Origin of the sequence: Nocardia albiluteola (genome assembly GCF_018860155.1) — a bacterium.
GTDB classification, from domain to species: Bacteria; Actinomycetota; Actinomycetes; order Mycobacteriales; family Mycobacteriaceae; genus Nocardia; species Nocardia albiluteola.
The window spans coordinates 173,393-191,302 of the sequence record NZ_JAHKNI010000009.1 but is presented as its reverse complement, the minus strand read 5'-3'; the positions used below and the strand labels follow the sequence as shown (position 1 = coordinate 191,302).

Below are 17,910 nucleotides of genomic sequence, written 5' to 3'. Positions count from 1 at the left end.
GCCCAGCGAACGACCAACACAACCACCGGTTGTGCGACACGACAAGTCGGTTGTTTGCGCGCCCCGCCCCACCCGACTTTGATCATCTCCCATGACATTCGGCAGCACAGTCCCGCGACGCGGCGCGCAACGACGGTCACTCGGCAGGGAATTCCGCTGGCTCTGGGCCGCGTACGCCGCCAGCGCCTACGGATCCGGCTTCGGACTCGGCGCGTTCTCGATCATCGCGGTCCTGGCCCTGCACGCGGGCCCGACGGCGGTGTCCGCGCTGTCGGCGGCGGGCCTGGCCGTGGGCGCGGTGCTCGCGGTGCCGCTGGGCCCGTGGGTGGAGGCGCACCGCAAGCGTCCGGTGATGATCGCGATGGATCTGACCCGGTTCGCGGCGATGGCGAGCATCCCGGCCGCGTACGCCCTGGGCGTCCTGACCTATGTCCAGGTGCTGACGGTGACGATCGTGGTCGCCGCCGCCAAGATCGCGTTCAACGCCGCGAGCGGCGCCTACCTGAAATCGCTGGTGCGCCGGGAGGATCTGATCGTGGCCACCGGGCGCTTCGAGGCGACCAACTGGACCTCGGTCACCCTCGCGCCCCCGCTGGGCGGCGCGGCGATCGGCGTCTTCGGCCCGGTCGTCACGATCGCGGGCGACGCGATCAGCTATCTGCTGTCCGCGCTCGGCATCTCGGCGATCGGCGGCGGCGAACCCCGGCCCGCAGCCCCGACCGGCCGGATGCGCGCGTCGGATTTGCTCGACGGCTGGCGGCACATCCTGTCGCATCGGTCGCTGCGCCCGCTGCTGTTCAATTCGAATCTGTGCAACGGGTTCATCATGGCCACCGAGCCGCTGATCGCCCTGCTCATGCTCCGTCAGCTCGGCTTCCCGCCCTGGCAGTACAGCCTGGCCTTCGCCGCGCCGTGCGTCGGCGGGATCATCGGCGCCCGCGCCGCAGCCCCGCTGGTGGAGCGATTCGGGCGGCACCGGGTGCTGATGGTCTCCGGCGTGTTGCGCTCGTGCTGGATCCTGGGCTGGGCCTTCGTGCAGCCCGGCATCCCCGGCCTGGTCCTCGCGATCGCCGTGCAGTTCGGCCTGGTCACCTCGTGCGGGGTCATGATTCCGGTGTTCGCGGCCTACCGGCTGGAGCAGACCCCGAAGGAACTCGTGGCACGGACCCTGTCGTCCTGGTCGGTGTCCAGCAACCTCACCATCGCCGCCCTGACGGTCGGCTTCGGACTGCTGGCCTCGATCGTCGGCGTGCGCACCACGATCGCGGTAGCCGGGATCGCCATGCTGTTCACCCCGCTGCTGCTGATCCCGGTGCGGGCCACGCCCGCGCCCGAGCTGGAATCGTTGCCCGAACCGGAACCCGCGCCCAGCCGGGACTGACTGTCCGGTGAGTGAAAAAGATTGCCTGGCACCGCTCTTGGCGGTGGTAGAACCGGATTGATGCGGACCCGGCCCCGGATCACACGGGCCGCGAGACGCCACGTCCGCACGCACTCACTCCGAGGAGGGGCGATATGACAGCGCAACAGGACGACGAAATCCGCCAGATCGAAGCGCAGGCGGCGCCGACCCGGTTCGCGCGGGGCTGGCACTGCCTCGGGCTCGTCCGGGACTTCGGAGGCGGCAAGCCGCACTCCATCGAGGCGTTCGGCACCAAGCTCGTGGTGTTCCGGGGCGGCGACGGCAAGCTCAACGTGCTGGACGCGTACTGCCGCCACATGGGCGGGGACCTGTCCGACGGCGAGATCAAGGGCAACGAGGTCGCGTGCCCGTTCCACGACTGGCGCTGGGGCGGCGACGGCCGCTGCAAGCAGATCCCCTACGCCCGGCGGGTGCCGCCGCTGGCCCGCACGCGCGGCTGGACGACGCTGGAACAGGACGGCATGCTGTTCGTCTGGCACGATCCCGAGGGGTCCAAGCCCTCGGTCGACATCCCCCGCATCGAGGGCGCGGGCAGCGACGAATGGACCGATTGGCACTGGTACACCACGCTGGTGCACACCAACTGCCGCGAGATCATCGACAACATCGTGGACATGGCGCACTTCTTCTACATCCACGGCGCGTTGCCCACCTACTTCCGGAACGTCTTCGAGGGCCATGTCGCCACCCAGTACTTCGATGGCGGCTCGCGCGAGGACCTGGCCCCGCCCGGTTCGAAGATGCTCGGAAGCACCTCCGTCGCATCGTATTACGGCCCCTCGTTCATGATCGACGACCTGACCTACCACTACGAGGACGGAGACCAGCAGACCGTCCTGATCAACTGCCACTACCCGGTCGACGCGAATTCCTTTGTGCTGCAATACGGGATCATGGTCCGCAAGTCCGAGCACCTGCCCGAGGACGAGGCGATGGCCACCGCGATCGCGCTCGGGGACTGGGTCAAGCTCGGCTTCGAGCAGGACGTGGCGATCTGGAAGCGCAAGGCGCGCATCGACAATCCGCTGCTGTGCGAGGAGGACGGCCCGGTCTACCAGCTGCGCCGCTGGTACGAGCAGTTCTACGTGGATGCCGCCGATGTCACCCCGCAGATGACCGACCGCTTCGAATTCGAGCTGGACACAACACGCCCGCTCGAGGCCTGGAACCAGCAGGTACAGGCGAATATCGCTGCCCGAGAGGCGGAGACGGTCTAGGTCGAGCGTCGGCGGGCGGCTGCCGCCCGCCGACGCGGCGCTGCCGCCGGGACGTGTTCCCACTGTTGGGCAATACCGCGAATCGGCGCCGGGCGGTGATAGATCATCCGAGGACCGCGTCAAGTCGACGACCACACCGTCGGGTGACGTCAGTCGGCTGCGCGACCGTCCGCCCTGCTGACGCCCAGCGCGGGCACAAGTGACCCCCTGGCGGTTTATCCTGCCACCTCGGCAATCAGACCCGCCCCGGGCGAATGCAAAATAATTACCTCCTCGAAGGCGCCGGATGCGGTACAGCTCGCCATCAAGGACGCCGAGAAGTTGACGCAGCACATGCTGGGCCAACCGCAGCGCAGATCACCCCGCCTCACGCGCCGGCTTCGACGAGCCGCCCGCGAACACGCTCGGGGTAATGCGTACGGGCAGTAGCCTTTCGCGGTGGTGTTCCTCGTGCAGATCGCGACGGCGCGCGTGCAGCAGGTGCTCGAGGGTGACGATGCCGAGCAGCCGGGTGGGCCGCGTCCGGTCGACGACCAGCGCACTGGTCACCCCACCCCCGGCCAGCCGGGTGGCCACCTCCCGCAGGGTGTCGTCGGGATGCACGATCGCGCGCGCGGGTTCGGCCACCGTCGCCACCGGCTGATCCGGATTCGATTGCAGCCGTTGGCGAGTGGTGACGCCGATCAGCCGCTCGGCGGAGTCGAGGACCGGATACAGGGTGCCCCAGCGGGCGCCGGCGCGGGCGGCGCCGATCATGTCGGCCTCGTCCAGCACCGCCGGCTCGGTCTCCATCACCTCGTGGGTGAAGAACGCCTCGAGCGGGTCCGTGGAGTATTCGCGGGTCAGGTGCAGGCGGCGGCGGGCGATCTTCTCGGTCAGCACCGAGCGCTTGAGCAGTAGCACCGAGACCGTATACGCCGCGACCGAGGCCGCCACCAGCGGCAGCATGTCGTTCCAGGCGCGGGTGAGCTCACAGGTGAACACGATCCCGGTCAGCGGTGAGCGCATCACCCCGCCGACCACCGCCGCCAGCCCGCACATCGCCCAGAAACCCGCGGTGACGTGCGGTAGCATCCCGCCCTCGAGGGCGCCCAGCGCCGCACCGATCATGAAAACGGGGGCGAGCACGCCGCCGGAGGTCCCCGATCCCAGCGACATCGACCAGATGATGGTCTTCACAACCAGAATTCCGACGATGAGCCCGATCGTCGCACGGCCGGTGAGCAATTGGTCGATGACGTCGTAGCCGACGCCGAGCGCGCGCGGCTCGATCAGACCACCGACGCCGATGATCAGGCCGCCGATCGCGGGCCACCACATCCAGTGGATCGGCAAGCGCGAGAACGCGTCCTCCGACTTGTACACCAGCGCGGTGGCCGCGATGGCCAGGATGCCGCCGGTGACGCCCGGCACGACAGCCAGGCTGTCCGCGAGCGGTCCCGGCGCGGATCCGATTGCGGGGACGGGGAATACCGCCCCGCCCCCGAGCAGGAACCACCGGCACAGCGTGCTGACAACGACCGCCGCACACACGGGAATGAAACTGCGCGGGCGCCATTCGAACAGCAGCAGTTCGACCGCGAGCAGGATCGAGGCCAGCGGCGCGTTGAACGTCGCCGCCATGCCGGCCGCGGATCCGGCCACCAGCAACGCTTTTCGCTCGTCGGCGGTCAGCTTCAGCAGCTGGGCCAGGATCGATCCGACCGCGCCGCCGGTCATGATGATCGGCCCCTCGGCGCCGAACGGGCCGCCGGTGCCGATGCTGACCGCCGAGGAGACGGGTTTGAGCACCGCCACCCGCGGGGCGACCCGGCTGCCGCCGGTCAGGATCGCCTCGATCGCCTCGGGCATGCCGTGCCCGCGAATCTTCTCCGATCCGTACCGGGCCATGACCCCGACGATCAGGCCGCCGGCGATCGGCGCGAGCAGGATGAGCCACCACGGGTGGTGCTGCGCCCCGGGCGCCACGATCGCGGTCGAGAAACGCTGATAGAAAACGAGATTCGTGATGATTCCGATGAGCTTCAACAGCCCGTCCGCGGCCAGGGCCGCCGCGGCGCCCACGGGGATGGCCATCGCCGCGATCCCCAATACCCGCGGCTCGAGCCGGAAGTCTCCCAGATGCGTGCCATAGGACCGAACCGGCCGCCTGCGCTTGAGTTTCACGACGAACTCCCTTCCCACTCAAAGGACTTCGCGGAGACCGTCGTGTTCGAGGCTGCCGAGACGGCCCCTGCCAGCGCCCGCGCCGCGGCCACGGTCGATTCCCGATCCGTGTCCGGCAGTCGATTCAGCACCGCGAGAAAGGCAGCCCGGCGCCGCTGCAGAATCTGATCCACGACCCGCTCACCGGATTCGGTGACCACCACGGTCACCACGCTGCGGTTGCTCGGGTCCGCACCGCGGGCCAGGTATCCGCGGGCCTCCAGTTTGTCCGCCAGCCGCGTGACCGAGGACGCGTTCACGCCCAGCGCCGCGGCCAGCCGCGACGAGGGGACTCGGCCGAGACTCTGCAGCACCAGCAGCAGTCGCATCTGCGGGAAGGTGACACCCGGCGGCGCGGCGTGCGCGCCACTCCAGGCGATGCCGACCAGCGCGCGCGTCAATTCCTCCAGAGCCTCGACCTGCGCGGCGCACGGTTCGGCCACACCCTCATCATCTTGCACTTAACAACACTTGCTAACTGCAATGGATTTCGTCAACCCCTACCGGAGGGATTGTGGTTGCTATCACACGGCAATCCGATTACGTCGAGATAACACGGTTTAATTGCCTACATCACAATCTCGGGCAACCGGTCGGCGGGGACGCGATTCGCGATCTTCCTGACCGCGGGCGGTCCTCCGTACCACAATGAAAATGCTTGTCGCGCGGAAGGAGACCCCGCCATGTACCCGGGAACGCACGCCGGTGATCAGCCGGACAAACCCGCAGTCATGCTCGCCGGGACCGATCGCGTGGTGACCTATCGCGAGCTCGACGAGGGCTCGCTGCGGCTGGCCCGCATGCTGTTCGACGCCGGGCTGCGCCGCGGCGATCACGTCGCGCTGCTGACCGACAACGATCCCACCGCGTTCATCGCCTACTGGGCCGCCCTGCGTTCCGGGCTCTACATCACCGCGATCAACTGGCATCTGGGTGCGGCCGAGGCCGCGTACATCGTCAACGACTGCGAGGCTCGGGTTTTGATCACCGCGGCGGCTCTGGGCGGTCTGGCCGCGGATTTCGCGGACGCGACCCCGCGGGTCCGGATCCGGGTCTCGTTCGGCGGCGAAGTGCCCGGCCACGAACCGCTGGAACCGATACTGGCACAGGCGTCGTGCGAGCCGTTGCCCGCGCAGCCGCGCGGCGCGGACATGCTCTACTCGTCGGGTACCACGGGGCGCCCCAAGGGAATCAAGCCCACGCTGCCGGACTACGAGATCGACGCGCAGCCCGAGCCGACCATGTTCGCGCTCGGCCAGCTGTTCGGTTTCGGACTCGACACGATCTACCTGTCCCCCGCGCCGCTCTATCACGCTGCGCCCCTGCGTTTCTGCGGGTGGGTGCAGGCCTGGGGCGGCACCGTCGTGCTGCTGCCGCGCTTCGATCCCGAGACCGCGCTGGCCACGATCGAGCGGTACCGGATCACTCACAGTCAGTGGGTGCCAACGATGTTCGTGCGCATGCTGAAGATGCCCGAGCAGCTGCGCACCAAGTACGACCTGTCCAGCCATCGCCGCGCGATCCATGCCGCGGCGCCGTGCCCGGTCGAGGTGAAGCGGGCGATGATCGACTGGTGGGGGCCGATTCTCGTGGAGTACTACGCCAGCACCGAGGGCAGCGGGCTGACGTTCATCGACTCCCAACAGTGGCTCGAACGCCCGGGATCGGTCGGCCGGGCCATGATCGGCATCGTGCACATTTGCGGCGACGACGGCGCGGAGCTGGCCACCGGAGAGACCGGCACCGTGTATTACGAACGCGACGAGCCCACCTTCGAGTACCACAACGATCCGGGAAAAACCCGCGACGGCCGGCATCCGCGATTCCCGTCGTGGGCGACCGTCGGCGACATCGGGCACGTCGACGCGGACGGCTACCTGTTCCTGACCGACCGCAAGGCCTTCATGATCATCTCCGGCGGGGTCAACATCTACCCGCAGGAGATCGAGGACGCACTGGCGCTGCATCCGAAGGTGGACGATGTGGCCGTGGTGGGCGTGCCCGACCCGGAGATGGGGCAGTCCGTGCGCGCCTACGTCCAGGCCGCCGCGGATGCCGCGCCCGGTTCGGAGCTGGCCGCCGAGCTCACCGGTTTCCTGCGCGAGCGCATCGCGCATTTCAAGGTCCCACGCGAGTTCGAGTTCGTGCGCGAACTACCTCGGACGCCCACGGGCAAGCTCGCGAAAGGCAAACTCCTGCAACGGCATACCTGACACCGCCGACCCGTTCGGCGGGCGCGGCTACGACCGGCCGAGGAACCTGCGCCAGCTCCGCCTGCGGCCGGCCGCCCCCGGCGGGGCGGCCTGCTCGTCCTGCCAGGTTCGCAGGCGCTGCAGCGCGATCTCCAGCGTGCCGTCCTCGAACAGGTGCGCGATGGTACCGGTGACGAAGCGCTCCGAGTTCGCCATGACGCTCAGCACCCGGACCGATTCCGCGACCGGGGCCTCGGCCAGCCCGTGGCCGCATTCGTACCGGCGCAGCCCCTCCCACCGCCGCCACGGGAAGTCAACCAGCACACCGGCTTCGGCCAGGGCCCGCAGCAGGGCGTTCATCTCGTCGCTGTAGCGCAGGTACGGCGTCTGGCCGGCGATGAAAATCCATTCCGAATGGGGACCGGACTCGGCCGCGAGTAATTCGTCGGCGGCCGCCCACAGCGACTTCCAGCACTCCGGCGCCGCCTCCCGCAGCCGGGACTCGATAGCCCGATCATTCGGATCCTCCACCCGAGCACCGTACCCCGCACCGCCGCAGGCGATTCCGGCGCATACATACTGACCAGTAGATATCCGCGAGACGTACGGAGGACAACGGTTCGGCGAATACCGGTACAGCCATACCACTTCCCAACAAGGGGCATAGGCAACCGTTGCCCTCACTAGGCTGTGCGGCGTGGGTGTGTACAACGATCGGCTCCAGCACATGGGCCAGAGCGCGGCCCAATTCCTCAACACCGACCCGGATCTCGACGAAGAGAACCACAACCTGCTCTATACCATCGTCCTGGCCGCGGACTTCGACTACCAGGTGAAGAACGGTGGCTTCGCGCAGTTGATCTTCAACCTGGGCCGGGACCGGCTCGAACATTGCCACGTCATGCTGACCACGGTGAACGCGCCGGTCGCCCTGTCCTTCTACGTACGTGCCATCACGCTCTGCGTGGAGAACAAGGCGGACTTCGATCAGCTTATGGCCGACTTCTCCGTACCGACCAGACTCGGCCAAAACCTGATCAGTCTCACCGTCGAGTACCTCCAAGGCGCCAACAGCTTCGACGCCGAGGTCGCCGAATTCATCGACTCCGTGGGTGAGCACATGCGAGCAGGTCTTCGTGCCTCACCGATCGGCACCGGAGCCGACGCATCGTTGGGACAAGCCCGCCCGGCCGAGTGGCGCTCTCGGTGAATCCCCGGAGTGGCACCGACCACGACATCCACAGTGCATCAAGGCAATTCCCGAGGAGCATCGGTACCGGCATTGAAAGTTGTTGGTAGCTTTCGATTATGATCGATTCCGAGATCGAGCGGCTGCTGGACGGCCCGCCCAGCAAGCTGGCCTTCCGATCGCTGTGTGCGACGCTGGCCATGGCGGACTATCCCGAGGATCTCCTCGCTTGGTGCGAGGAGCGGCTCGTCTCGTGGCCGGATACCGTCCGGGAGGCGCCGGAGTCGTGGCTCCGCGAGCTCGAGGGCGACTTCACGAGGCCGACGTGGTCGCTGGTCCGGTCGTTGACCGTGTCGTCGGGCCGCCTCGGCATGCTCGATCTGGTCCTGCCCGATCCACGCTCCTACCCGGAGGTGCGTGGCGTGACACATATCGATCTCGGGTGGTTCGGGTCCGACGATCTCGAGAGGCTGGTCGACGGATTCGACCTCTGGGAGAATCTGCGGGCACTCCGGCTCAACATCAACGACCAGGATTCACTGGACGACATCGCGAACCTCGATGCGCTCGCCCGAATCGAGTCGCTGAGCCTGAAAGACCTCCGATCCCACGCCGGGTGGTCGCGCGACTCGTTGTTCCGTCCGCCCGAAGGGCGGCCCTTGCTCGTCCGGCACGCCGAAATGCGGGCACGGCATCTGATTCACCTGCTCCGTGCGGGCCTGGTGCCGGACCTGCGCTCGGCCGACGCAATTGTCACCACTCCCGGTGAGGCGCGAGAACTCGCCGACTGCGCCGGCCCCGCCCGGCTGGAGCGGCTGGGGATCCGATTCTGCAGCAGTCAGAACGGGGAGGGGCCGTGGCCGATACCACAGGCCGACACTATCGTCGCCGAAGACGACGAGGCCTGCGAGACCTTTTTCGCGCACGCCGACCTGACGAATCTTCGTAGCCTGACGGTACTCGGAACCAACGATCACGGATTCCGGAAAGGATTGGGCGCTCGCGGGTCGAACTCCCTCGTCGCGAGCGGCGTACTACAGCGGCTCACCGAGTTCCACCTCGCGCATCTGCCGCTCGGCGACACAGAAATCGCACACGTCCTCGGCGGAATCAGCGGCGACCGCATCGAGAAGCTGGTGCTCGTCGATCTTGCCGCCACCGACGCGATCGCGACGACATTGTCCGGGGCGGGCGAACTTCCGCGGCTGCGCCACCTCGATCTGCACCGTAACCTGCTCGGCGAAAGGGGCGCACGACACCTGGCGACCCAGGTCGCGATGCCGGCACTGGAGCACCTCGACCTCAGCGGAAGCAGCGGCGGTTCGCCGTATTACAGTCACCACACGGTGCAGCCGATCGGCGATCGAGGAGTCGCGGCCTGGGCAGGGTCGGACAATGCCGCGAATCTGAGGTACCTCAACGTGGCGGCCACGGGACTGAGCGTGGACGGGCTCACCGCACTGCTGTGCTCGGAACTCCTCCAGCACCTCGAGACCCTGGACCTGTCCCGGAATCCCCTGGGGCGCTGGCCCGGCACCATCCGCACCTCCGCCGTGTGGCGCACACTGCGAACCTTGCACCTCGCCGAATGCGGAGTCGACGACGACGATATCGAAATCCTGACGGGCACAACGGCTCCCGAGCTGAGCAGCGTGTCGCTGGCCTACAACAGCGTCGGGTCGCGCGGCGCGGCGGCCCTGGCCTCCTGGCCGGCATTGCCGCAGCTGTGGAATCTCGACCTGTACGACAACATCATCGGGGACGATGGACTGATCGAGCTGGCTACCTCCGATGCGGCCATCCGGCTTCTCGAGCTCGACCTCGAGCAGGACTGCTGGAACGCCCGCCGAAGAAGCTTGCGCAGCGTGCTGCCGCCCGAAGTGCTCGATGCGGAGTCCTTTCCCAGCCTCGACTCGATTTATCTCGGCACCGTCGACGAATACCACGGGGTGCGGTACTTCTGCGGATTTCCGACCCGACTGCTGCGCGGCATCGTGTCAGCGCCCGATACCCGCCCGGAGATCGTCACCTTCCTCACCAACATCGAGCTGGTCGAGCTCGATGAGACGGAAGGCGAGCCGACGCAGCAGAATTCGGCATCGTCGATCGCGGGCGGCAGCAGCGACTTCCGAGCACGTCGCAAGGAGACTCACGCGGAGAGAATCCGTGAGGCCGAGGAACTCATGCGCAGCCTCGTCGCCCCTCCCGGCTCCTGACCCGCCAACCGAGACGCGCGGCCAACCGGGACAACCTCACGCCCCGAGATTCGAGAACCGTTCGCGCAGTTCTCGTTTGAGCAGCTTCCCGCTCGGGTTCTTGGGCAGCTCCCCCACGATGACGACGTACTTCGGTGTCTTGTATCCGGCCAGCCGCTCGCGGCAGAAGGCGATGACCGCGTCGGGTGCCAGGTCGACGCCGTCCTTGGGCACCACCGCGGCGACGACGGCCTCGATCCAGGTCGGGTGCGGCACACCGAAAACCGCGGTTTCGGCGATGCCCTCGTGTTCGTAGAGGGTCTCCTCGACCTCGCGGCTGGCGACGTTCTCGCCACCAGTCTTGATCATGTCCTTCTTGCGGTCCACCACGTACAGGTAGCCGTCGTCGTCGAGATATCCGAGGTCGCCGGAGTGGAACCAGCTGTTGCGGAACGCGGCCGCCGTCCGGTCCGGATCGTTGAGATAGCCGGACATCGCGTGCGGGCTGCGATGGACGATCTCGCCGATCACGCCGGCGTCCAACGGACGATCCTCGTCGTCGACCACCAGCGTCTCGGCATTGAGCGCGGCCCGCCCGGCCGAACCCGCATGTGTCAGCTGGTCTTCCGGCTGCAGCACAGTGGCCATGGGCGCCATCTCGGTCTGGCCGTAGAAGTTCCACAGGCGGACCTGTGGAAGTCGTTCCTGCAGTTCGAGTAGCACCTCGCGTGGCATCGCGGAGGCGCCGTAGTAGCCCTTGCGCAGGCTGGACAGATCGGTGGTGGCGAAGTGCGGAGAGCGCAGCAGGGCGATCCAGACCGTCGGGGGCGCGAAGAGTTTGGTGGCGCGCTCGCGTTCGATGGCCGCCAGGATCTCCCCCGGATCGGGCCGCTGCAGGATGATGCTGGTCGAGCCCAGATAGATGTCCGGAATCAGGAAGCAGTCCAGCTGCGCACAGTGATACAGCGGCAGCGCGTGCACCTCGATGTCGTGCCCGTCCATACCACCGTCCGCCAGGATGCTCACGTACTGCCACATCAGGCTGCGGCTGGAGAGCATCGCACCCTTGGGCCGCGATTCCGTGCCGCTGGTGTACATCAGGCGCAGCACCTCGTCATCCTCTATCACGATGTCCGGCAACGGCTTCGGCACCTGCTTCAGCCAGGTCCGAATCTCTTCCCATCCCGTCCGCGCCGCACCGATCACCGCGCGAACCCGAATCTTCGCCTGCGACAGCCGCTGCGCCTCCTCCCCCGTCGCAGCGAGCGCATCCTCGGCCACCAATGCCGCCACCCGGCCGTGGTCGAGAATGTAGGCAATCTCGGACGCCCCCAGCATGAAGTTGATCGGCACAACCACCACGCCCAGCCGCGCCGCCGCGAAGACCAGCACCGGATACTGCCAGCAGTTGTGCGCCAGAATCGCGAGCCGCTCCCCGCGCTCGAGCCCGGCCTCGGCCAACGCGGTGGCGACGCGATCGACGATCGCGTCGAATTCGGCAAAGCTGAGCCGGGTGTCGCCGTCGACGAGCGCGAGCTTGTCCGGGAACCGCCGTGCGGTGCGCCGCGGAATATCGCTCAGCGCCTGCCCCCTAGCTCGACCGATCACCGCATCCAGCGCCGCGTCACCGTCGTTCATCGCCCAATCCCACTTCCCGCGTTGATCATCCTGGCCCGAGTATTCGCCACCCACCCACACCCTGTCCGCATTTTCACCGCTCATCGGATCCAGCGACCATATGCGGATGCGCACAGCATCTCAGCGCTCGACCGGCCGCCCGTCGAGCCGCTTCGGCGTCCCGTAGTCGCGCCGCGCCGCCGCCTCCAGCGCGGCCCGTTGTTGGTCAGGATCCAATGCGCGGACCGGCCCGAGACTTGCTGCGGTCCGATAGATTTCACAGATCCACTCGACCAGCAGAATGTTCTCCACCGCATCGTCCAGATCCGAACCGAGCGCAACAGCGCCATGATTGGCCATGAGCGCCGCACGCTTGGCCCTCAGCGCGGTAAGCACATTCCGCGCGAGCTCGGCGGTACCGAAGGCGGCGAACGGAGCCACCGGTATCGCGCCGCCCAACGGCAACTGCTGATAATGCACCACCGGAACCTCGTCGACCACCAGCCCCAACGCGGTCGCCTGCACCGAATGGGTGTGCACCACGGCGGCGGCTTCATGGTTCGCGTAAACGCCCAGGTGCAGTTCCAACTCGGACGTCGGCGCGAACTCCCCCGCAACCACCCGCCCGTCCCCATCGACGATCGTCACATGCTCGGCCCGCGCCTCGGCAAGCCGAATCCCCGTAGCGGTCACCGCCACACAACCGCCGGACACCCGCAGGCTCACATTCCCCGCGGTCCTGATCAACAGCCCGGCCTCCGCAAGCCTCCGTGCAGCCGCAGCCACCGCCGCGCGTTCTTCCTCGAATTCCGGCACGGCTCACGCTACCCCGACACACCCAGCCGCACATTCGCGACCGACGGTGCGCCGCGGGCAATCATCCGACAGGCTCGGCCCTACACTTCGCCCGGCCGCTCGCTGGTGAAGACGTGGTAGAAGTACGGCACGCTTTCCTCGGGGCCGTGGTCCAGGCGTTTGAATGCCTTGCCGATCGGGTTGCAGACCATGCCGGTGGGTAGCTCCATCACCATCGGGAAGCCGAAGATATCCTCTTCCTGCTCCGTGGTCGGCCGCCAGACGCCGTCGGCGTTGTGTCTCAGGACCTCACCGACATAGCAGCCGAAGCCGAAGAGGGTCTCCGCAACCTGGTCGCTGCTCAGTCCGTCCGATCGGAAGCCCTCGATGATCTCGTCGACGTGGCCGAGGCTGTCGGGGGTGTAATCGAGTTCGACGCCGCTGACGTTCGCGGCGGCCGCGGCGATATCTGCCGCGAAGCGGGCGGCGTTGGCGGGTTCGGGTGCGTACTTCAGACGGAGTCGCATGCTCTCTCTCACGATCGACGAGACGCCGTAGTGGCGCCGAAACCCGAACCTAACAGTCCTTTCGGACAGATGCCGGCGCCGGAGAGCACGAAAACATCCGCCATGAAGCTGATTACACGATCGCTACCTCGCCGCGGTTACAGAGGTCACCCGGTGACGAGCCCGGACCGCACCAAGGCAGTCACCTTCTCCATGTCGTCCGTCATATAGCGGTCGTCCGCAAGAGGTTCGACGACACCGCGAACCACCGCGTGCGCCCGCGCGGTGCCACGCCCCAGCCGCAGGCCGCGCATTCGGTCGGCGATGAGATCGATACCCTGCGCGGCCATCAGCACCAGCACACCCAGCACCACGTCGAACCGGTCCAGGTTCGAGACCAGATTCCGGACCGAGGCCATCGCCATGGTGTTGTGATCCTCCTGCCCGCCCTTGATCGGAAAGGACAGTGAGCTTACCGGTGTCGAGCGCGCATGCATCTCCGGGATCAGCGACGCGCCCACCGCATGCACCAGCGTCATGCCCGAATTCAGGCCGACCTTGCCGCCGGACAGGCTCGTGGGCAGCCCGTAGCTCCACAGGTCGTTGCCGAGACGGCCCGATAAATCCTTGGCCAGCACCGCGATATCGGTGACATGGACGTTGAGCATGTGCGCCGAATGGCCCAGCAGGCTGCAGTCCCAATTGCCGCCGGTCACGAATTCGAAACAGCCGTCGGCATTCTCGAGCACCAGCGGGTTCGAGGTCGACGCATTCGCCTCCCAGACCAGCTGCCGCTTGGCCTCCTCGATGGTGCGCAACATGCTCGCGGCCTTGTGCGGCGTCGAGCGCACCGAGGTGGAATCCTGTATGCGCGGGCATATTTCGCCGAGGCGGGCCCTGCCCTGCCGGGTCATCCACTCGCTGCCCGAGACCAGCGCCAGGATACGCGCATTGGCCACGGCCTCCTGCGGTATGCGCCGTTCGGCGTGCATGCGCGGATCGAAGGCCTGCCGCTCGGCCCGGGTCGCCTCGCAGAACATCGCGAACGCGGCCATGAAGGTGTCGAACTGGTACCCGGACCTGCGCACCGCCGCCGCGTAGCAGGCGCACAGCACCGCACTGCCACTGATCAACGACAACGCCTCTCCCGCTTCGAGATCGAACCGCACGGCGAGTTTCGCGCGCCGCAACGCCTCCGGCGCCGTGGTGACCCCGGTCGGATCGGCGGCGGGCACCCGGTCGCCGATCAACAACAGTCCGGCCGCCGCCATCGGCTGCAGGTCGCCGGTCCCCAGCGATCCGACCTCCGGCATCAACGGCACGATTCCGGCATTGAGCACCGCCAGCATCCGGTCCACCACCTCCGGCCGCACGCCGGCCGTGCCGCGGGCAAGAGCGTTGGCGCGCAGGATCAATGCGAGCCGGGCGATCGGCGCGGACAGATGCTCACCGACCCCGGCGGCATGCGAGCGCAAGATGTTGATCTGGAACTGCCGCTGCTCCGAGTCCGCCAGCGCCCGATCCTTCAATGGCCCCAGCGCCTGATTCCAGCCGTACACCCGGGGCCCGTCCGCCCGCAGCAACTCGCCGACCGCGCCCGCCCGCGCCCGCGCCATCACCTCCCGCGCCGACTCCGCGAGCCGGGCCTCCACCGAATCCGCCTCCAGCACAGCGACAATGTCCCGCCAACGGAGCGAATCGCCGTCCAGAATCAGCTCGACGTGCCGACTTCCCCTGCTGGGCAACGGAAGCAGCGGCGGACCGTCGTCCTGCATGGTCAGCGAGTCGAGCCCGCCGGACAGGGCCACCGGCTCGGACAGCGCCTCGGGCAGCGGATCTGTGTCGCTGGGCAAGGCCATCGGCGTGGCCTGGTCGGGCAGGACCACCACCTCGGCCCTGCCGGACAGGGCAATCGGCTCCGCGCAATCGGGCAACGCCATCGACTCGACATGTCCAGGCACGGCCACCGACTCCGCCGGCTCCGCATAACCGGGCAGGGCCATGGGCTCGGTGTGACCGGGCGAATTCTGTTCCAGCATCAAGGCACCTTCCGATCTGACGAGCTATCCTCAACTGCCGCAAAGCTATCGATCCGTGTGCGGCCTCGCCCACAGCGAGAAGTACGCCCGATGATCGTTCTCACGGCAGCGCCGACCATCGATCGGCGTTGTCGTGCGACGACGCACGCGCCAGGCGCCCAGCTACCGCGAGAACGCCGATCGCGGCAATGGCTCGCGATCGAGGGCAACCAGTGCCTCGGCGAGCACATGCGCGCCGCGGGCGATGTCCGCGGCCGCGGTGAACTCCTGCGGACAGTGCGACAACCCGCCGACGGACGGCACGAAGATCATGCCCATGGGTCCGAGCCGCGCCAGGTGCGCGGCGTCGTGCCCGGCGCCCGACGGCACCGCCTTCCAGGTGTAGCCCAGATCCGACGCCGTGGTCGCGATCAGATCCTGGACCGGTGCCGCGGCCGGGACCGGGTCCTGATCGGTGAGGTATTCGGTCTCCACCTCCACCCCGCGTGCCCTTGCGGCGGCGGTGATCTCGTCCACGATCTGCCGCCGCGCCCCGTGCAACCAGGACGGATCGACGCTGCGCAGCTCGGCCCAGAGCCGGGCGCGGTCGGTGATCACGCCCATCGATCCTGGGCTGGACTCGATCCGGCCGCTGGTGGCGACGCCGTGACCCGGTGCGCCGCAACCGACCCGTTCCACGATCAGCACCGCCTCCGCCGCGGCGACCAGCGCGTCGTGCCGCTCGGCCATCGGCATGGTACCGGCGTGCCCCGCCAGGCCGCTGAAACTCGCCAGCACGCGGTCGATTCCGGCGATGGCGGTGACGACGCCGATCTGCTCGCCCGAACGTTCCAGCAGCGGCCCCTGTTCGATGTGCAGTTCCAGGTAGGCGTGGATTCCCTTTGCAGCCCAGGCGATTCGGGTCGCCGCACCACCATCGAGGCCAAAGGATTCGAAGGCCCGGCCGAGGGCCAGGCCGGTCCCGTCGGTGCGGTCGAGATGTTCCGGTATCAGCTGCCCGGTGATTGCCCGCGAACCCAGGCAGGACACCCCGAATTCGTTGGCCTCCTCGCCGAGGAAGTCGACCACCAGCAGGTCCCGCTCCAGCCGGGTTCCGGTCTCGCGCAGCCGCCGCGCTACTTCGATGCCCGACAGGACCCCAACGACTCCGTCGTAGCGCCCACCCTGGGAGACGGTGTCGGTGTGCGAGCCGGTCACCAACGGCGGCTTGGCCGGATCGCGCCCCGCGAGCCTGCCGATGACGTTGCCGGCCGCATCGATGTGCACCTCGAGCCCGGCGCCGGACATGGTGGCGCGCACCCATTCCCGGGCGGCACGGTAGGGACTCGAGAACGCCTCTCGGCTCCATCCGGACAGCTCCGGATCGTGAAATTCGGCCAGGGCCTCCAGATCCGTTGCGAGCCTGCCGGATTCGGGCGCGAGGGTGGTCATCGGCCCGCCCGCTGCGGCAGGTACTCTAGAAAATCGATGCCCATGATCCGCTCGCATTCCCCGACCGCGACCGGGTCGACCGCGGAGGAGGACAGCGGCAGCGCACTGGCCTCGGCCCTGATCAGCACGGCATCCAGACCCTCATGAGCGTCCTTGACCGCCAGCGGAAATCCGTCCTCGGCGCGCAGGATCACAATGGTGTCCGGGTACGTCGACACCCGCCCCTGCGGCCCCTCGATGGCCATGTACTCGTTCAGGTAGGGAACGGTGTGCGCGCCGATGCGGAATGTCCCGTGGTCGAAGCCACCGCGGGTCGTCAGGGGGACCTCGAAAAACAATGCCCCACGGTCGATCACCGTGCCACCGATGCGCTTGCACACTGCCGCGGCGACCGCCGCTCCGCGCATGCCCGCCGCGGCGCCCTCGCCCGCCTCCTCCATCTCCGCGCCCAGCTGCAGCGCCAGCGAAATGACGCCCAGCGCCGCATGATCACGCACCCAGGACAATTCGACCGGGTTCCGCGCCGCGGCGATGAATCCGCCGGTGCGCACGGAGATATCGCGCAGCACGTCGTCGCAGGTGTCCACCCGCCCGGTGTTGATGCTGGTGAAATGCCCGTGCAGGGACCGGTTTCCGCCGCACACCACCTGGGTGGACACATACCCCTCGCGGCTGGTCAGGCCGAGCGAACCCAGTTTGCCGGTGGGGTGGGCGCGCACGTCACCCGCGGCGTCCAGCACCTTCACCCCGAGCACCGCGGACTGGATCCAGCCGTTGAGAGTGGTCGAGTAGCCGTTCTGCCCGGTGATGACCGCGGAAATCGGCACATCGGACACGCGCATGAGCTCCTGCAGGGCGTGCACGTAGTCGACCGGGCGGATCTCCCAGTCCTTGGCGGCGGGGGCGCCGATCGCGGTCACCGTGGCGACCCAACTATCCTGCGGCAGTTCGTCGATCGCGGCCAGCACCGGGCGGTTCACCTCGGTGGCCAGGCGACCCATCAGCTCGCCGTGATGCTGCCAGCCGCCGCCACCGCAGGCGAAGACGCCGCCGCCCAGGACCGCCCGCCGGGCGTCGTCGGAAGTCAGTTCACGCATGATC

Annotated in this window: 14 protein-coding genes; 5 read left to right on the top strand and 9 right to left on the bottom strand. The window is 67.8% G+C overall.

Annotation, left to right across the window (positions count from 1 at the left end; all coding sequences use genetic code 11):
* The first annotated feature begins 91 nt into the window (after positions 1–91).
* Both KO481_RS26090 and KO481_RS26085 read left to right on the top strand, forming a co-directional pair.
* Complete coding sequence (locus KO481_RS26090; RefSeq protein ID WP_215920698.1) at positions 92–1,381, top strand: MFS transporter; 1,290 nt, start codon at positions 92–94, stop codon at positions 1,379–1,381.
* 134 nt (positions 1,382–1,515) lie between these two features.
* Positions 1,516–2,640 carry a 3-ketosteroid-9-alpha-monooxygenase, oxygenase component gene (locus KO481_RS26085; RefSeq protein ID WP_215920696.1) on the top strand — a complete coding sequence of 375 codons (1,125 nt, stop codon included), beginning with the start codon at positions 1,516–1,518 and terminating at the stop codon, positions 2,638–2,640.
* A 357-nt stretch (positions 2,641–2,997) separates the two neighbouring features.
* Here KO481_RS26085 and KO481_RS26080 read toward each other — a convergent pair whose 3' ends face one another.
* Both KO481_RS26080 and KO481_RS26075 read right to left on the bottom strand, forming a co-directional pair.
* Positions 2,998–4,806, bottom strand: coding sequence for a chloride channel protein (locus KO481_RS26080; protein WP_215920694.1), 1,809 nt, complete (start codon positions 4,804–4,806; stop codon positions 2,998–3,000).
* Complete coding sequence (locus KO481_RS26075) at positions 4,803–5,288, bottom strand: MarR family winged helix-turn-helix transcriptional regulator (RefSeq protein WP_215920692.1); 486 nt, start codon at positions 5,286–5,288, stop codon at positions 4,803–4,805. The genes KO481_RS26080 and KO481_RS26075 overlap by 4 nt, the downstream gene beginning before the upstream one ends.
* A gap of 240 nt (positions 5,289–5,528) precedes the next feature.
* Between KO481_RS26075 and KO481_RS26070 the strand changes: the two genes are divergently transcribed.
* On the top strand, positions 5,529–7,058 hold the full coding sequence (locus tag KO481_RS26070) for an acyl-CoA synthetase (RefSeq protein WP_215920685.1): 1,530 nt from the start codon (positions 5,529–5,531) through the stop codon (positions 7,056–7,058).
* 27 nt (positions 7,059–7,085) lie between these two features.
* Here KO481_RS26070 and KO481_RS26065 read toward each other — a convergent pair whose 3' ends face one another.
* Entirely contained in the window at positions 7,086–7,568 is a 483-nt protein-coding gene (locus tag KO481_RS26065) for a DUF6508 domain-containing protein (protein WP_215920684.1), read from the bottom strand.
* A gap of 166 nt (positions 7,569–7,734) precedes the next feature.
* Between KO481_RS26065 and KO481_RS26060 the strand changes: the two genes are divergently transcribed.
* Together KO481_RS26060 and KO481_RS26055 are read left to right on the top strand one after the other, a co-directional pair.
* The gene (locus tag KO481_RS26060; protein ID WP_215920683.1) at positions 7,735–8,247 is read left to right on the top strand and encodes a DMP19 family protein; all 513 of its coding nucleotides are present in this window, start codon (positions 7,735–7,737) and stop codon (positions 8,245–8,247) included.
* Positions 8,248–8,345: 98 nt separating this feature from the next.
* On the top strand, positions 8,346–10,442 hold the full coding sequence (locus KO481_RS26055) for a leucine-rich repeat domain-containing protein (protein ID WP_215920682.1): 2,097 nt from the start codon (positions 8,346–8,348) through the stop codon (positions 10,440–10,442).
* 36 nt (positions 10,443–10,478) lie between these two features.
* Here the strand turns inward: KO481_RS26055 and KO481_RS26050 are convergent, their stop codons facing one another.
* From KO481_RS26050 to KO481_RS26025, 6 genes are all read right to left on the bottom strand, one after another.
* On the bottom strand, positions 10,479–12,059 hold the full coding sequence (locus KO481_RS26050; RefSeq protein ID WP_215920681.1) for an acyl-CoA synthetase: 1,581 nt from the start codon (positions 12,057–12,059) through the stop codon (positions 10,479–10,481).
* Between the two features lie 120 nt (positions 12,060–12,179).
* Complete coding sequence (locus KO481_RS26045) at positions 12,180–12,854, bottom strand: class II aldolase/adducin family protein (protein WP_215920680.1); 675 nt, start codon at positions 12,852–12,854, stop codon at positions 12,180–12,182.
* A gap of 80 nt (positions 12,855–12,934) precedes the next feature.
* Complete coding sequence (locus KO481_RS26040; RefSeq protein ID WP_215920678.1) at positions 12,935–13,360, bottom strand: hypothetical protein; 426 nt, start codon at positions 13,358–13,360, stop codon at positions 12,935–12,937.
* Between the two features lie 146 nt (positions 13,361–13,506).
* Positions 13,507–15,378, bottom strand: coding sequence for an HAL/PAL/TAL family ammonia-lyase (locus tag KO481_RS26035; RefSeq protein WP_215920676.1), 1,872 nt, complete (start codon positions 15,376–15,378; stop codon positions 13,507–13,509).
* Between the two features lie 162 nt (positions 15,379–15,540).
* Positions 15,541–16,809, bottom strand: coding sequence for a M20 family metallo-hydrolase (locus KO481_RS26030; protein ID WP_215920674.1), 1,269 nt, complete (start codon positions 16,807–16,809; stop codon positions 15,541–15,543).
* Entirely contained in the window at positions 16,806–17,906 is a 1,101-nt protein-coding gene (locus KO481_RS26025; RefSeq protein WP_215920672.1) for an S-methyl thiohydantoin desulfurase domain-containing protein, read from the bottom strand. Before KO481_RS26025 ends, KO481_RS26030 begins: the two co-directional genes overlap by 4 nt.
* Positions 17,907–17,910: the final 4 nt, after the last annotated feature.

Excerpts from the sequence above, each read along its gene's own strand:
- KO481_RS26050 (WP_215920681.1), bottom strand. The coding sequence starts at position 12,059 with ATGAACGACGGTGACGCGGCGCTGGATGCGGTGATCGGTCGAGCTAGG.
- KO481_RS26025 (WP_215920672.1), bottom strand. The coding sequence starts at position 17,906 with ATGCGTGAACTGACTTCCGACGACGCCCGGCGGGCGGTCCTGGGCGGC.
- KO481_RS26055 (WP_215920682.1), top strand. The coding sequence starts at position 8,346 with ATGATCGATTCCGAGATCGAGCGGCTGCTGGACGGCCCGCCCAGCAAG.
- KO481_RS26085 (WP_215920696.1), top strand. The coding sequence starts at position 1,516 with ATGACAGCGCAACAGGACGACGAAATCCGCCAGATCGAAGCGCAGGCG.
- KO481_RS26070 (WP_215920685.1), top strand. The coding sequence starts at position 5,529 with ATGTACCCGGGAACGCACGCCGGTGATCAGCCGGACAAACCCGCAGTC.
- KO481_RS26030 (WP_215920674.1), bottom strand. The coding sequence starts at position 16,809 with ATGACCACCCTCGCGCCCGAATCCGGCAGGCTCGCAACGGATCTGGAG.
- KO481_RS26035 (WP_215920676.1), bottom strand. The coding sequence starts at position 15,378 with ATGCTGGAACAGAATTCGCCCGGTCACACCGAGCCCATGGCCCTGCCC.
- KO481_RS26090 (WP_215920698.1), top strand. The coding sequence starts at position 92 with ATGACATTCGGCAGCACAGTCCCGCGACGCGGCGCGCAACGACGGTCA.
- KO481_RS26040 (WP_215920678.1), bottom strand. The coding sequence starts at position 13,360 with ATGCGACTCCGTCTGAAGTACGCACCCGAACCCGCCAACGCCGCCCGC.